The following is a 14925-nucleotide window of genomic DNA, read 5'->3' on the forward strand; positions in this document are numbered from 1 at the left end:
GCGCGACAGGGGGTAGATGAGGGACGTCGGCAGAGCGGAACGGCGTGTGAGGCGCCGGTGAGTTGGAGCCAGGCTGCGGTGAGGCAGCAGGCCAGGGGCGCGAGAGCAAAGCGGGGAGTTGGTGAGTTCCGGCCAGGCCGGGACGCCCGCTGGGCATTGAAGCGGACCGGTACGCAGGGATAAGACGGCCGGATGAAGCTGGGTGCCAGCCCGCGCGGGAACGTCGGACCGCGGGCACGCCCGGGGCACCGTGGCCGCTTCCACGGCACCAGGGTGGTGAAACCCGCCTCGGCCCGGGCCGTGAACGGGGCCCGGGCCGAGGAGAGGGCTCAAAGTGACTTGACGATCTCGGCAACCGTGTCCGCGATCGGCGTGGTGGGGCGTCCGATCAGGTCGTGCAGGTCGCTGGTGACCTCGCCGAGCAGCCCGTCCTTCGTGTTGCCGTCGAGGGCCACGACGAAGCCCGCGGTCCCCTCTGGCAGGCCTGCTTCGAGGAGGGCTGCCTTGTGCTGCTCCGGCGTCAGGTCCGTGTAGGTCACCGGCTTGCCGGCCACCTGGGCGATCGTCTCCGCGAGCTCCGCGCGCGTCCACGCCACGTCGCCGGACAGCTCGTAGATCTTGTTCTCGTGCCCCTCACCGGTGAGCACGGCGACGGCCGCGGCGGCGTAGTCGGCTCGTGCGGCGCTCGCCGTCCGGCCCTCGCCCGCGCTGCCGATGAAGCCGCCGGTCTGCACAGCCTGCTGCACGGTCTGCTCGTAGTTCTCGTTGTACCAGCCGTTGCGCAGGATCGTGTAAGGCAGACCGGCGGCACGGATGGCCTCTTCCGTGGCCTTGTGCTCGGGCGCGAGGATGAGCGGGCTGGTGTCGGCCTTCGGGGCGCTCGTGTAGACGAGCAGGGAGACGCCTGCCTGCTTCGCGGCCTCGACGACGGCGGTGTGCTGCGGCACGCGCTTGCCGACTTCGCTACCCGAGATCAGCAGGACCTTGTCGGCCCCCTCGAGCGCGGCGGCCAGCGACGACGGGTCGTTGTAGTCCGCCTTCCGGACGGTTACGCCCAGGTCAGCGGCCTTCTCGGGGGAGCGCACGGCGGCGACGATCTGGTCCGCGGGCACCTTCTCCTTCAGCCCGGCGACGACGAGGCGGCCCAGGTGCCCGGTGGCACCGGTAACGACGATCATGCGAGTTCTCCTTCTCTGGGGTGCTGTCATGGAGTTTGTACTAACTTTGCGAAAGTACCAACCATACGTAAGTGCAATCACATTGATCCCGATCCGGCGCCGGGTACCGTGATGTACATGAGTGCAGATGTGCGCGACCTCGAGCAGGACCAGCTGGTCGCGGACGTGTTCGCGCGCGCCTGCTCGTCGCGTAGCATCCTCGAGCACATCACCGGCCGCTGGGGCACGCTGGCACTTGCCGCGCTGGCCGAAGGACCGTTCCGGTTCAACGCGCTGCGGCGCAGGGTGGACGGGGTCAGCGAGAAGATGCTCGCTCAGACGTTGCAGACCCTGGAGCGCGACGGTTTCGTGCACCGGGAAGCGCAGCCGACGATCCCGCCGCGCGTGGAGTACAGCCTCACGCCGAGCGGTCGCGAGGCGGCGGAGAAGCTGCTCGAGTTGATCGACTTCGTCGAGGGCAAAGTGCCCGAGGTCGCTCGCGCCCGTGCCCGTTATGACGAGGCCAAGGCGCAGCGTCAGCAGTAGCGGCGGCCGGCCCCGGGAACTCAGGCGCTCGCCCGCACCGTGGCGCGATGAGCGCGGTTCACCGCGACGATCTGGTCCAGCGAGTCCCGCGTGCGGATGAGGTCCTCGATATGCCGGGAGAGGCGGTCACGCTCCCGGAGCAGCAGCTCGAACGCGGCGTCCGACGTCTCCTCGCTCGGCAGGTCCACACACGGGAGCAGGGCGGCGATGGTGCGGCTCGACAGCCCCGCGTCGTACAACCGCTGCAGGAGCAGCACGCGGTCGACGTGCTCCTCCGAGTACTGTCGCTGCCCGCTCGCGCTGCGGGTGCTCGACAGCAATCCCTGCTCCTCGTAGTAGCGCAGGGACCGGACGCTGACTTCCGTCCGCGCCGCCAGGTCGCCGATCCGCATGTCGTTCTCCCGCTTGTGAGCTACCGCACTCAGGCCTACCTCTGACGTCAATGTCAGCTCCTAGCGTAGCCGATGACGGCCTCACTCAGTAGGAGTTCTGACATGCCAACGCTTTTCGATTCACACCGGCTCGGCGAACTGACGCTGCCCAACCGTGTCGTAATGGCTCCGATGACCCGGGTTCGCGCCGCGGCCGGCGGTCTGGCGACGCCCTCGATGGCGGCGTACTACGCGCAGCGGGCGACCGCGGGGCTCATCGTGAGCGAGGGGGTGCAGCCGAGCCTGATCGGGCAGTCCAACCCCGGCACGCCCGGACTGCACACCGACGAGCAGGTCGCGTCGTGGCGTCCCGTCACCGCCGCGGTGCACACCAACGGCGGCCGGATCTTCGCGCAGCTCATGCACGGCGGGCGGGTTTCGCACCCCGACACTACCGGGATGCAGCCCGTCGGCCCCTCGGCTGTCGCAGCCGCCGGAGACGTCTTCACGCCGAGCGGACCGCGGCCCGCGCCGGTGCCGCGCGCTTTGGAGACCTCCGAAGTACCGGAGCACGCCCGGTCCTACGCCGAGGCCGCCCGCCGCGCCATCGACGCCGGGTTCGACGGCGTGGAGTTGCACGGTGCCAACGGCTATCTGATCTCGCAGTTCCTCTCGTCGAACGCCAACCTGCGCACCGACCGTTACGGCGGCTCGGTGACGAACCGCATCCGCTTCGCCGTCGAGGCTGTCTCCGGGGTGGTCGATGCCGTGGGTGCGGCCAGGACCGGGATCCGGCTGTCGCCCGGCGCGGGTTTCTGGGGTGTCGAAGAAACCGACGTGCCTGAGCTGTACTCGGCGCTACTGGCGGAACTGGCGCGTCTCGAGATCGCCTACGTCCACTTCGAGGCGACCGCCGACGATGACGTGCTGATCGCTCTGCGCCGCGCCTGGCCCGGCGCGCTCATCATGAACCCCGTGCTGCCCATGGGCCCGAAGCAGACCGACCGTGCCGAGGCCGACCGCTGGCTCGGCCTCGGCGCCGACCTCATCAGCTTCGGGCGCGCTTTCATCGCGAACCCGGACCTCGTGGAGCGGCTCCGCGTCGGGGTTCCGCTGGCGCCGGTCGACGAGGCGACGTACTACCAGGGTGGGGACGACGGGTACCTCACCTACTCCACGTACCAGTACGCCGCCTGACGTCGATGCCTCAGGCGTAGGCGACCTGGTAGTGCTTGATGCCGTTGAGCCAGCCCGAGCGCAGGCGCTCGGGCTGCGCCAGCTCACGGATACCGGGCATCTCGTCGGCGATCGCGTTGAAGATCAGGTCGATTTCCAGCCGTGCGAGGTTCGCGCCGATGCAGTAGTGCGAGCCGGTGCCGCCGAAACCGACGTGGGGGTTGTCGGCCCGGAGGACATCGAACCGCTCCGGGTGGTCGAACACCTCGGGATCGAAGTTCGCCGAACTGTAGAACAGCCCCACCCGGTCGCCTCGGCGGATGTGCTGACCGCCCAGCTCCGTGTCGGCCATCGCGGTGCGCTGGAAGGCCACGACGGGTGTCGCCCAGCGGACGATCTCATCGGGGGCCGTCTTGGGGCGCTGCTGTTTGTACAGCTCCCACTGGTCGGGGTGGTCGAGGAACGCCTTCATCCCGTGTGTGATGGCGTTGCGCGTGGTTTCGTTGCCCGCCACGGAAAGCAGGATGACGAAGAAGCCGAACTCCTCGGAGCTGAGCGCTTCACCGTCCACATCGGCCTGGATGAGTTTCGTGACGATGTCGTCCATCGGGCAACGGCGGCGCTCCTCGGCCATGTTCCAGGCGTAGCCGACCAGTTCCGCCGACGCGGCGAGCGGTTCCACCTCGTACTCGGGATCGTCGTACCCCACCATCTGGTTCGACCAGTCGAAGATCTTCCGCCGGTCCTCCTGCGGGATGCCGATCAGCTCCGCGATGGCCTGCAGGGGCAGTTCGCACGCGACGTCCTGCACGAAATCTCCGGAGCCCTTGGCTTTCGCCTCGTGCACGATGCGGGCCGCGCGCTCGCGGAGTGTGTCCTCCAGCCTCGAGATGGCCCTCGGCGTGAAGCCCTTCGACACGATGCGGCGCAGCTTGGTGTGCTGCGGTGCGTCCATGTTCAGCAGCACCAGGCGGTTCGCGTCCATCTTCTCCGGCGTCATGGATTCGTCGAAGCGGATGATCGCCAGCTTCTCCTGGGAGGAGAACAGGTCGCTGTCGCGGGACACGGCCTTGACGTCGGCGTGCCGCGTCACCACCCAGAACCCGTCGTCACCGAAGCCGGCGAGGTTGTGGGGCTGCGGGTTCCACCACACCGGGGCCGTGCGCCGCAGCTCCGCCAGCTCCTCCAGCGGCAGGCGTTTCGCGTACAGATCGGGATCGGTGAAGTCGAAGCCGGCGGGGATCATCGGTGTTGCCACGGCTACCTCCCGAGGTGCCACGTCGTCGTGGAACACGTTCTAGAGCCGATTGAAGCATACGGTGTTAACTCAGAACAGCCCTTCGGTGATACCTGTTTACTTTTTCGATTAGGATCTTGAATGAGCTGGTCGAACCGATACCTGCTCTACTGCGGGTCGATGTGGTCTCACCTGGGCGTCAGTTGCTCTTTAGTGAAACCTGTTCTAGTTTGAAGATCGGTTCTCGTACTTCCGGACAAAGGAGACCGAGGTGGGCGAACCCGTCATCGTCGAGGCCGTGCGCACCCCGATCGGCAGGCGCCGCGGCTGGTTGTCCGGGCTGCATGCAGCCGAGCTGCTGGGCGCCGCGCAGGCGGCGCTGGTGGAGCGGGCGGGGCTCGACCCCGTGCTCGTCGAGCAGGTGATCGGCGGCTGTGTGACGCAGGCCGGTGAGCAGGCGAACAACATCAGCCGCACGGCGTGGTTGCACGCCGGGCTGCCCGAAAGCACCGGGGCGACCACGATCGACGCCCAGTGTGGGTCCGCGCAGCAGGCGACCCACCTGATCGCAGGGCTCATCGCCGCGGATGCCATCGATGTCGGCATCGCGTGTGGTGTCGAGGCGATGAGCCGGGTGCCCCTGGGTTCGAACCGCAAGGCGGACGTCGGTCAGCCACGTCCGGACTCGTGGTCGCTCGACCTGCCCGACCAGTACCGGGCGGCCGAACGCATCGCGCAGCGCCGGGGCCTCACCCGCGACGACGTCGATCGTTACGGACTCGCCTCCCAGACGAAGGCGGCCACCGCCTGGGCGCAGGGCAGGTTCGAGCGCGAGATCGTCCCGGTCAAGGCGCCGGTGCCGGCCGAGGACGGCTCGCTGACGGGAGAAACCCGGCTCGTCACCCAGGATCAGGGGCTGCGCGAGACCACGCTGGAGGGCCTGGCCGGGCTGAAGCCCGTCCTCGAAGGCGGCCTGCACACGGCGGGCACCTCGTCCCAGCTCTCCGACGGCGCCGCGGCCGTCCTGCTCATGGACGCGGCCAGGGCTCGTGAGCTGAACCTGCGGCCTCGTGCCCGGATCGTGGCGCAGGCGCTCGTCGGCGCGGAGCCCTACTACCACCTGGACGGACCGATCCAGGCGACCGAGCGCGTGCTGCGGCGCGCGGGCATGCGCATCGAGGACCCGGACCTGTTCGAGGTCAACGAGGCGTTCGCGTCGGTGCCGTTGTCGTGGCAGCAGGTGCACCAGCCGGACCCGGCGAAGGTGAACGTCAACGGCGGGGCCATCGCGCTCGGGCATCCCGTGGGAAGCACCGGGGCACGGCTGATCACCACCGCGCTGCACGAACTCGAGCGCCGCGATGCGAGCACCGCGCTGATCACGATGTGTGCCGGCGGCGCGCTGGCGACGGGCACCATCCTGGAGCGGTGCTGACAGCGTGGGTGGGCGCTGTCCTGGGCGCGGCGCCATGAGCCCCGCCGCCACCGTCGGCGCGGTCCCGGGGCTTCCGGCGCCGTGCGGCGTCGCCGACGCGATCCGCGGCACAGCTGGTGCGTTCCCGGGGGCTTCCGGCGCTGCGCGGCACCGCCGGCGCGATCCGTGGGCACCGCCGGCGCGATCCGTGGCACCGCCAACGCGATCCGCGGCACTGCTGGCGCGACCCTTGGGGCTTCCGGTGCGTGCGGCACCGCTGGCGCGATCTGCGGCGTTGCGGCGCGATCGACGGCAACGCCAACGCGATTCACGGAACTGCAGGCGCGACCTACGGCCCTGCCGGTGCGTTCCCGGGCACTGGCGAGGTGTTTCACCGGCACTGCCGGCGTAATCCGGCGAGGCTGCGGCGCGTGCGGTCCTGGCGGTGCGCTGCCAGGGCCGCCAGCCCAATGCCAGCACCGCTGGCGCTGTCGGCGCGTGCCGAGGTCGCAGAGCCCATGCCGGGACGCGGTGCAAGCGCTTGCGCCTCGTGGCTTTCCGCCGTTGCCGCTCTGGTTTCGCCCGCCGGAGTACGACGCTGTAGGCGAGCCCAGGTGTGGTTGCCCGGCGGCTGTCCAGTCCCGAGAGGTGAAGCTCGGGGTGGGGTAGCCGTTCGGCGTTATCCGGCGAGGCTCATGGCGGCCCCGTTCCCGAGCGGCGACGGGACGGCGCAGGTGCCTGATGGCGTCGGCGACCGTTCCATTTCCGAGGAGCGGTGAGGGCTCCGGCTGGAAGGCTTTCAACGGCACCGGTGCGTGCTCCCGTTGTCCTGCGGGGCGAGCGACCGCGATCGGCACTGGCGCACCTTGCTCGGGAACGTCGTCGAACGAGCGCGACCAGCGCCGCTACCCGGCGTGGAAGCCCGACAACTACGGCCCTCAGCACCACCACATCCCGGACCGAGGACGCCATCGAGCAATCACGAACAGGCGCGATCCTGGGTGCGTTGTTCAGTTATCGCACTCCGGCGGCGACGAGTACAGGCGGATTGACCGGCGAATCAATCCCACCCCCTTTGTCCGGCCGGAGCACGTGGTCAGCTTTCGATAGGCCTCACCGTCCTGCTGCCGGCGTGTTCGAACCGCACACGGATCCGGCGCGCGGAACGAAGCGCCTCCTGTGCGAACTCCTGCCACCTGCTCATGTCCGCCAGTGTCGCACCAGGCACCGACAAAAACGGGACCTCAGGCGCCGGGCTTCTCCGATCCGACCACCCACATCGAGAAGTACTGCGAACCACCGCCGTACGCGTGCCCGACCGCTATCCGCGCGCCGTCCACCTGGTAGTCGCCGGCACGGCCCATCACCTGCTTGGCCGCCTCCGAAAACCGCAGCATCCCCGAAGCCCCGATCGGGTTGGACGACAGCACCCCACCGGATGGGTTGACCGGCAACCGGCCACCGATCGCGGTCTCCCCGGCCTCGGTCAGCTTCCAGCCTTCACCCTCCGGCATGAATCCGAGGTTTTCCAGCCACATCGGCTCGAACCACGAAAACGGCACGTAGATCTCGGCGACGTCCACTTCGGACAGCGGGTCGGTGATCCCGGCCTCCCGCCACAGCGCCGCCGCCGCGTCTCGGCCTGCCTGGGGATTCACCTGATCGCGCCCCGCGAACGTGGTCGGCTCGGTTCGCATCGCCGTCGCGTGGATCCATGCCGCGCCACCGGGAACGGCGTCCCCCGCGGCCTCGTCGCCCAGCACGATCGCGCAAGCGCCGTCCGAGGAAGGGCAGGTCTCGTCGTAACGAATCGGGTCCCACAACATCTGCGAAGCCTGCACCGACTCCACCGTGATGTCCGCCTGCCGCAGGTGCGCGTATGGGTTCAGCGCGCCGTTCCGCCGGTCCTTCGCCGCGACGATCGCGCCCACGTGTTCCGGTGCCCCGGAACGGCGGATGTACGAGCGCACGTGGGGCGCGAAGTAGCCGCCCGCACCCGCCCCGACGGGCATCTGGAACGGCGGCATGATCGACAAAGCCCACATCGCGTTCGACTCGGACTGCTTCTCGAACGCGACCGTCAGCACCCGCCGGTGCACCCCGGCCTGCACGAGGGACGTCGCGACCAACGCCGTCGAACCGCCCACCGAACCCGCCGTGTGCACGCGCAGCAGCGGTTTCCCCGTCGCGCCAAGGGAATCGGCCAGGAACAGCTCGGGCATCATCACGCCCTCGAACAGATCGGGCGCCTTCCCGAGCACGACCGCGTCGATGTCGGCCCACTCCACCTGCGCGTCGGCCATGGCACGGTCGATCGCCTCCCGCAGCAGGCCCGGCATCGACACGTCGGTCCGCTTCGCGCGGTGGTGGGTCTGCCCGGTGCCGAGCACCGCGGCCAGTTGCTTGCCCATTCAGTCGAGTCCTTCCATGACCGCGACGAGGTTCTGCTGCAACGCGGGACCACTCGTGGCGTGCGCGAGCACCCGGTCGGCGCGGCCGGCGAAGACCTCCTCCGCCGCCGCACCGATCCGCGCCAGGCCCGCCGAAAACATCGGGTTCGCCGTCAGCGTGCCTCCGGACGGGTTGACGCGGACGTTCTCGTCGAGGCCGAATGCGGTGCGCAGGATCAGTTCCTGGTGCGTGAACGGGGCGTGCAGCTCGGCGACCTGCACGTCGTCCGCGCCGGCCGCACGTGCCGCTGCCTCCGCTGACGGAGCACGCGTCAGGTCCCGTGCGCCGAGCACGGGTGAGTCGACACGGTGCTCGATCCCGGTGATCAACGCGGGCCGTTCGGCGAACTCCTTCGCCCGCTGTGCGGAAGCGAGGATGATGACGGCCGCACCGTCAGTGATCGGGGCGACGTCGTGACGCCGCAAGGGATCAGCGAGATATGGTTCGTCCAAAAGGGACGACGCATCGCTCCCGCGGTACTGTGCGGCGACTTCAGCGAGGTCCTTCTCGCTCCACAGTCCGGCGTCGAGCCCCATGCGTGCCTGCAGCGCTGCGATGCTGATCGAGTCGGGCCAGAGCGGGGCGACCGTGTACGGGTCGAGCTGCAGGGACAACACCCTCCTCAGCTGGCCCGCCGAGGACTTGCCGAAGCCGTACACCAGCGCGGTTTCGACCTCGCCCATCCGGATCTTCAACCACGCCTCGTACAGTGCCCACGCGGCGTCCATCTCCACGTGCGACTCGTGGATCGGCGGGAACGCGCCGATCGCGTCGACCGCCGAGATGAACGAAAACGCCCGGCCCGCGAGGTAGTCCGACGAGCCCGAGCACCAGAACCCGATGTCCTCCTTGGACAGACCGGTGCGCTGGAACACCTCGGCGAAGATGGGTACCAGCATTTCCACCCCGTTGGTGGTGCCCTCGGTGCGGCGGACGTTCGGTGCCTGCGCGAAGGCGATCACGGCGACATCTGACATCGGTGCACCTCTCACAGGTGGTGGGCGAAGGACTCGTACGGCGCGTCCGGCTCGCCGGTCGGCTCGAAGTGGTCGATGTTCTCCAGGCTCGTCCACCACTGGTCGCGGGGTTTCCACGCCGCGCGCACGCGCATCCCCATGCGGACCTCGGACGCGTCGCACCCGAGCACGAGGTGCAGGAACGCGATGTCGGCGCCGTCGAGCAGGATGTACGCCGCGACGTACGGCGGTTTGATGCGCTGCCCGAGGAACGGCACGTTGACGATGCAGAACGTGGTCACGATGCCCGTGTCGGGCAGCTCGACCTCTTCCGCGGTCGGCACGCCGTCGACCGGGCACGCGCCGCGCGGCGGGATGTAGACCTTGCCGCACGCGGGGCACCGCTGGCCGATCAGCCGTCCCTCGGCGAGTCCGCGCAGGTACAGGCTTTCCTCCGGTGACGCGGAATGCTCGTAGTGCAGGTGCACCGGCGTGATCATGATGCCGTCGCGGTCCGCTGCCGGTGGTGGTTCGGGCGCGGTGCCGTCGGGTGCGTCGGCGGGCACGAAGTAGGCGATGTCGCGGATGTGCCCCACGCGCTCATCCGCCCAGCGGACGCGGACACGCAGTCCGGTGTGGACGCGATCGGGGGAGCCCGCGTCGACGGCGTGGAGCATCGCCGTGTCGGCGCCGTCGAGCTTGACCAGCGCCCACGCGAACGGGCGTTGAAGTGGTTGTCCTTCAAGGGGTTCCGCCATCCACGACCACGACAGGACCGTGCCTTCGGTGCCGACCGGGACGAACTCGGTGAGCGGTTCGGCGGTCACCGGGTCGTACTCGACCGGCGGCACGTGCACCCGGCCGTCGGAGCCGCGGACGCCCTCGATGCGGCGTTCCCGCAGGCCCTGGACGAAGCGCCCGAGCACCGGCCCGAGCGAGCGCGTGTAGTCGAAGCCGACGTCGAGCGGAGCTGACAGCACAGTAGCCACATCTGGAAGTGAAACACGTTCTCGAAATAGCGGCAAGACGCACTTGCCCGTATGTGGAACACGTTCTAGATTTGGACTCATGACGACTGGGCTGTGGCGGATCGCGGCGGAGGAACCGGGCACGACGGCGGTCATCGACCCCGACGGCACCGAGATCGACTACGGGACGCTCGCCGGCAAGGCCGACGCGTACGCGCGTGGTCTCCAGGAGCTGGGCCTGGAGACCGGGGACGCCGTGGTCGTCCTGCAGCCCAACAGCCACGAGCTGCTGGCCGCGTACTTCGCCGCGATCCAGTCCGGGCTGTACGTGGTGATGGTCAACTGGCACCTGGTCGGGCACGAGATCGCCTACATCCTCACCGACAGTGGTGCGAAGGCGTTCCTGGCGCACGAACGGTTCGCCGAAGCCGCCGTGGCTGCCGCAGACGAAGCGGGGTTGCCCGCGGAGGGGCGCTTCGCGGTGGGGCAGATCGAGGGGTTCCGCCCGGTGTCCGAGCTGGGCGCGGACGGGCAGGGGCGGCCGCCGCGGCGGACCGCGGGCTCGCCGATGCTGTACACGTCGGGGACGACCGGGCGGCCCAAGGGGGTGCGGCGGCCGCTGACGGGAGCCGATCCCGACGAGGTGCCCGCCGCGTCCGCCTGGTTCTTCGGCATCTTCGGGCTGAAACCGTTCGACGGGCACGTGCACCTGTGCGGTTCGCCGCTGTACCACACCGCGGTGCTCAACTTCGCGACGATTTCCATCCAGCTCGGGCATCCCGTGGTGCTGATGGACCGCTGGGAGCCCGAGGAGATGCTGCGGCTGATCGAGCGGTACCGCGTCACGCACAGCCACATGGTGCCGACGCAGTTCCGCCGTCTGCTGGCGTTGCCGGAGGAGGTGCGCAAGGGGTACGACGTGTCGTCGCTGCGGAACATGATCCACGGCGCGGCGCCGTGCCCGCCGGAGGTGAAGCGCCGGATGCTGGAGTGGTGGGGGCCGGTGGTGACGGACTACTACGCCGCGACCGAGGGCGGGGGCACCGTGATCAGCGGGGAGGAGTGGCTGCGGAAGCCGGGTTCGGTGGGGCGGCCGTGGCCCGGTTCGGTGGTCAAGGTCCTCGACGACGACGGCAACGAGCTGCCGCCGGGGCAGCCGGGTGCGGTGTACATGCGGATGGGCACGTCGACCTTCGAGTACCACAAGGACAAGGCGAAGACGGAGAAGGCGCGCGTGGGGGACCTGTTCACGCTCGGGGACGTCGGGTACCTCGACGAGGACGGCTACCTGTTCCTGCACGACCGCAAGAACGACATGATCATTTCCGGCGGCGTGAACATCTACCCGGCGGAGATCGAGAACGAGCTGGTGATGCACCCGAAGGTGGCGGACGTCGCGGTGTTCGGCGTCCCGCACGACGACTGGGGCGAGGAGATCAAGGCGGTCGTGCAGCCGGCGGAGGGGGTTGTGGCGGGGGACGAGCTGACCGCGGAGCTGCTGGAGTACGCGCGGGCGCGGCTGGCGAAGTTCAAGCTGCCGAAGTCGGTGGACTACGTGGCGGAGCTCCCGCGCGATCCGAACGGGAAGCTGTACAAGCGGAAGCTGCGGGATCCGTACTGGGAGGGCCGCGAGCGGGCGATTTGAGGTGGGGGTAGGGTGTTTGAGGGGGTTTGGTAGCGGGGGCGAGCGGTGGTGGCGTGAACGGACCATTCATGCAGCCGTGAGTGGCAGCGCTCGCCAAATTCTCTGAGGCAGTTCTCGACCCGATGAGGGGCCCCGCACCGAACGGTGAAGGCATGAATGGACCGTTCATCCCGTCGCGGCCGCCAGCAGCTCAGCGCCCCGCCCGGCGAGGCCCCGGCGGCGCCGTTTTCAAGGCTGCGGGTCGGCCTTTGTGGTTGCGTCGTCTCCGCGTCGCCGCCTGTGAGGCCAGGGGGGTGCCGTTTTCAAGGCTGCGGGTCGGCCTTTGCGGTTGCGCCGTTCCCGCGTCGCCACCTGTGAGGCCAGGGCGGCGCCGTTTTCAAGGCTGCGCGTCGGTCTTTGCGGATCCACCGGCCCCACGTCGCCACCTGTGAGCCCCCGGCGGCGCCGTTTTCAAGGCTGCGCGTCGGCCTCCGCGGATCCACCGTCCCCACGTCGCGAGGCCACAGCATCACCCCTCTCACCGCGCCGCCGCGCGTCGCGACCCACAAACCCCCGTCTCACCGCCCCTCGAAGCGGGGCTTGCGTTTCTCCGCGAAGGCGCGGGGGCCCTCCTTCGCGTCGGCGGACTGGAAGACCTTCAGCCCGTACTGGGCCTCCAGCTTGAACGCCTCCTCCTCGTGCATGCCCTCCGTGTCCCGCATCGTCCTGAGGATCGCCTCCACCGCGAGCGGGCCGTTCTCCGCGATGCGCTCGGCCACCTCCAGCGCCACGTCCAGCGCCGTCCCGTCCGGCACGACCCGGCCGATCAGCCCCGCCGCCAGCGCCTCCGCCGCCGTGAGGTGCCTGCCCGTCAACAGCATCTCCGCCGCCAGCGTGTACGGGATCTGCCGCGGCAACCGCACCGCCGAACCGCCCATCGGGAACAGCCCCCACCGCGCCTCCGACACCCCGAACCGCGCGCTTTCCCCGGCGATGCGGATGTCCGTGGCCTGCAGGATCTCCGTCCCACCCGCGATCGCCGGGCCCTCGACCGCCGCGATCAACGGTTTCGTCAGCCGCCGCCCCTTCAGCAGCCCCTCGATGCGGCCGGGGTCGAACGTCCCCCGCTCGTACGAATCGGCGGGGGAGTTGCGCGCCATCGACTTCAGGTCCGCACCCGCGCAGAACGCGCCACCCGCACCGGTGAGCACGCAACACCTGATCGAGCGGTCCTGGTCCACCCGGTCCCACGCCGAAACGAGGATCTCCATCATCTCGCCGGTGATCGCGTTCCTCGCCTCCGGCCGGTTGAGCGTCACCACGAGCGTGTGCGCGCGTTGTTCCACCAGGGCGTGCGGCTCGGTCATCGCCACCTCCAGCTCAGGACCATTGCCCAAAACAATAACATGTTCTACTTTGGCTGAGTGGCTTACAACATCGCGGATCTCCTCGAGCACGCCGTCGACGCCGTGCCGGATCGTCCCGCGGTCGTGTGCGCCGGCCGTCAGGTCACGTACGCGGAGCTGGACCGGCGCGCCAACCGGCTCGCGCACCACCTCGCCGCGCAGGGGGTGGGCAAGGGCGACCACATCGGCGTGTACTCGCGAAACTCCATCGAAATGATCGAAGCGATGTACGCGGCGTACAAGCTGCGGGCCATCGCGATCAACGTCAACTACCGCTACGTGCGGGGCGAGCTGCGCTACCTGTTCACCAACGCCGACCTCGTCGCGCTCGTGCACGAGCAGCGCTACGCGGACAAGGTCGCCGACGTGCGCCCGGACGCCCCGAAACTGAAACACGTTGTAGTCGTCGAGGACGACAGCGGGACCCCCTTCGACGGCGTCCCGTACGAGACGGCGCTGGCGGAGTCCTCCGACGAACGCGACTTCGGGGAACGCAGCTCCGACGACATCTACATGCTGTACACGGGCGGCACCACGGGCTACCCGAAAGGCGTGGTGTGGCGTCACGAGGACGTGTGGCGCGCGCTCGGTGGCGGTATCGACTTCGTCACCGGCGAGTACGTGCCCGACGAGTGGACGCTCGCCGAGAACGGCAAGCAGGGCGCGCTCGTCCGCCTGCCCGCCGCGCCGCTGATCCACGGCGCCGCGCAGTGGGCCGCGTTCGGCGCCCTCTTCGGCGGCGGCACCGTCGTGTTCGTGCCGCAGTTCGACGCCGACGAGATCTGGCGCAACGTCGTCGAGCACAAGGTCCAGGTGCTCACCATCGTCGGGGACGCGATGGCCCGTCCGCTCATCGAGGCCTACCACCGCGGCGGCTACGACGCCTCGTCGCTCGTCGCCGTCTCCAGCCACGCCGCGCTGTTCTCCCAGTCGGTCAAGCAGGAGTACCTCAAGGCCTTCCCGAACATCGTGCTGACCGACGCGATCGGTTCGTCGGAAAGCGGTTTCACCGGCATCGGCATGGTGGCCAAGGACGCCGACCACTCGGCGGGCCCGCGCGTGAACTTCGGCAAGGACGCCGTGCTCCTCGACGACGAAAACCGCGTGGTGCCCAAGGAACCCGGCGCGACCGGGCGCATCGCGAGGCGCGGGCACGTGCCGTTGGGCTACTACAAGGACCCGGTGAAGAGCGAGCAGATCTTCGTCGACATCGACGGAGCGCGTTACGTCGTCCCCGGCGATTACGCGCGCTACGAGGAAGACGGCACCGTCACGCTGCTCGGCCGCGGTTCGCAGTGCGTCAACACCGGCGGCGAAAAGGTCTTCCCCGAAGAGGTAGAAGGCGCGCTGAAGTCCCACCCCGACGTCTTCGACGCGCTCGTCATCGGCGTGCCGGACGAGCGGCTCGGGCAGCGGGTCGCCGCGATCATCGAGACGCGCCAAGGGGAAAAGCCCGACCTCGACTCGATCGAAGCACATGTGCGCGGCGAGCTGGCCGGGTACAAGGTGCCCCGCACGATCTGGCTCGCCGACCGCGTCGGGCGCCTGCCCAGCGGGAAACCCGACTACCCGTGGGCCCAGCGCTACGCCGCCGAACACCCGCCAGCGAAGTAGGAGAG

General features: G+C 69.3%; 12 protein-coding genes. 5 read left to right on the forward strand and 7 right to left on the reverse strand.

The features are described from left to right. Positions 1-329: 329 nt before the first annotated feature. A complete protein-coding gene (locus BMZ92_RS20640; RefSeq protein WP_091510130.1) occupies positions 330-1178 on the reverse strand; it encodes an SDR family oxidoreductase in 849 nt (282 codons plus the stop codon). 117 nt (positions 1179-1295) lie between these two features. Here BMZ92_RS20640 and BMZ92_RS20645 point away from each other — a divergent pair, with 117 nt between their 5' ends. Beyond that, positions 1296-1703 carry a winged helix-turn-helix transcriptional regulator gene (locus tag BMZ92_RS20645; protein WP_091510354.1) on the forward strand — a complete coding sequence of 136 codons (408 nt, stop codon included), beginning with the start codon at positions 1296-1298 and terminating at the stop codon, positions 1701-1703. Positions 1704-1723: 20 nt separating this feature from the next. Here the strand turns inward: BMZ92_RS20645 and BMZ92_RS20650 are convergent, their stop codons facing one another. Continuing rightward, a complete protein-coding gene (locus tag BMZ92_RS20650; RefSeq protein ID WP_091510132.1) occupies positions 1724-2095 on the reverse strand; it encodes a MerR family transcriptional regulator in 372 nt (123 codons plus the stop codon). Positions 2096-2197: 102 nt separating this feature from the next. Here BMZ92_RS20650 and BMZ92_RS20655 point away from each other — a divergent pair, with 102 nt between their 5' ends. After that, positions 2198-3271 (forward strand): alkene reductase, encoded by a 1074-nt coding sequence (locus tag BMZ92_RS20655; RefSeq protein WP_091510134.1) that lies wholly within the window; start codon positions 2198-2200, stop codon positions 3269-3271. Positions 3272-3281: 10 nt separating this feature from the next. Here the strand turns inward: BMZ92_RS20655 and BMZ92_RS20660 are convergent, their stop codons facing one another. Then, positions 3282-4508 (reverse strand): cytochrome P450, encoded by a 1227-nt coding sequence (locus BMZ92_RS20660; RefSeq protein ID WP_091510136.1) that lies wholly within the window; start codon positions 4506-4508, stop codon positions 3282-3284. A 250-nt stretch (positions 4509-4758) separates the two neighbouring features. On the opposite strand from BMZ92_RS20660, the gene BMZ92_RS20665 reads away from it, so the two are divergent. After that, positions 4759-5922 carry a steroid 3-ketoacyl-CoA thiolase gene (locus tag BMZ92_RS20665; RefSeq protein ID WP_091510138.1) on the forward strand — a complete coding sequence of 388 codons (1164 nt, stop codon included), beginning with the start codon at positions 4759-4761 and terminating at the stop codon, positions 5920-5922. A gap of 1223 nt (positions 5923-7145) precedes the next feature. On the opposite strand, the gene BMZ92_RS20670 is transcribed toward BMZ92_RS20665, so the two are convergent. Genes BMZ92_RS20670 through BMZ92_RS20680 form a run of 3 tightly spaced genes read right to left on the reverse strand, consistent with a single transcriptional unit; the run spans position 7146 to position 10297 of the window. Continuing rightward, on the reverse strand, positions 7146-8312 hold the full coding sequence (locus tag BMZ92_RS20670) for a thiolase domain-containing protein (protein ID WP_091510141.1): 1167 nt from the start codon (positions 8310-8312) through the stop codon (positions 7146-7148). Further along, positions 8313-9329, reverse strand: a complete 1017-nt coding sequence (locus tag BMZ92_RS20675; RefSeq protein ID WP_091510143.1) for a thiolase domain-containing protein — start codon at positions 9327-9329, stop codon at positions 8313-8315. It abuts the gene before it with no gap. Between the two features lie 11 nt (positions 9330-9340). Continuing rightward, the gene (locus BMZ92_RS20680; RefSeq protein WP_245783163.1) at positions 9341-10297 is read right to left on the reverse strand and encodes a Zn-ribbon domain-containing OB-fold protein; all 957 of its coding nucleotides are present in this window, start codon (positions 10295-10297) and stop codon (positions 9341-9343) included. Positions 10298-10376: 79 nt separating this feature from the next. Here BMZ92_RS20680 and BMZ92_RS20685 point away from each other — a divergent pair, with 79 nt between their 5' ends. After that, on the forward strand, positions 10377-11921 hold the full coding sequence (locus BMZ92_RS20685) for an acyl-CoA synthetase (RefSeq protein WP_091510145.1): 1545 nt from the start codon (positions 10377-10379) through the stop codon (positions 11919-11921). 557 nt (positions 11922-12478) lie between these two features. Here the strand turns inward: BMZ92_RS20685 and BMZ92_RS20690 are convergent. Next, a complete protein-coding gene (locus BMZ92_RS20690) occupies positions 12479-13267 on the reverse strand; it encodes a crotonase/enoyl-CoA hydratase family protein (protein WP_091510148.1) in 789 nt (262 codons plus the stop codon). 57 nt (positions 13268-13324) lie between these two features. Between BMZ92_RS20690 and BMZ92_RS20695 the strand changes: the two genes are divergently transcribed. Beyond that, a complete protein-coding gene (locus BMZ92_RS20695; protein ID WP_091510150.1) occupies positions 13325-14920 on the forward strand; it encodes an acyl-CoA synthetase in 1596 nt (531 codons plus the stop codon). Positions 14921-14925 lie beyond the last annotated feature (5 nt).

This window comes from Amycolatopsis sacchari, assembly GCF_900114035.1.
Classification (GTDB): Bacteria; Actinomycetota; Actinomycetes; order Mycobacteriales; family Pseudonocardiaceae; genus Amycolatopsis_E; species Amycolatopsis_E sacchari.

Bases quoted from the DNA above. Each gene is read 5' to 3' on its own strand.
- BMZ92_RS20640 (WP_091510130.1), bottom strand. From the start codon at position 1,178: ATGATCGTCGTTACCGGTGCCACCGGGCACCTGGGCCGCCTCGTCGTC.
- BMZ92_RS20645 (WP_091510354.1), top strand. From the start codon at position 1,296: ATGAGTGCAGATGTGCGCGACCTCGAGCAGGACCAGCTGGTCGCGGAC.
- BMZ92_RS20650 (WP_091510132.1), bottom strand. From the start codon at position 2,095: ATGCGGATCGGCGACCTGGCGGCGCGGACGGAAGTCAGCGTCCGGTCC.
- BMZ92_RS20655 (WP_091510134.1), top strand. From the start codon at position 2,198: ATGCCAACGCTTTTCGATTCACACCGGCTCGGCGAACTGACGCTGCCC.
- BMZ92_RS20670 (WP_091510141.1), bottom strand. From the start codon at position 8,312: ATGGGCAAGCAACTGGCCGCGGTGCTCGGCACCGGGCAGACCCACCAC.
- BMZ92_RS20675 (WP_091510143.1), bottom strand. From the start codon at position 9,329: ATGTCAGATGTCGCCGTGATCGCCTTCGCGCAGGCACCGAACGTCCGC.
- BMZ92_RS20685 (WP_091510145.1), top strand. From the start codon at position 10,377: ATGACGACTGGGCTGTGGCGGATCGCGGCGGAGGAACCGGGCACGACG.
- BMZ92_RS20690 (WP_091510148.1), bottom strand. From the start codon at position 13,267: ATGACCGAGCCGCACGCCCTGGTGGAACAACGCGCGCACACGCTCGTG.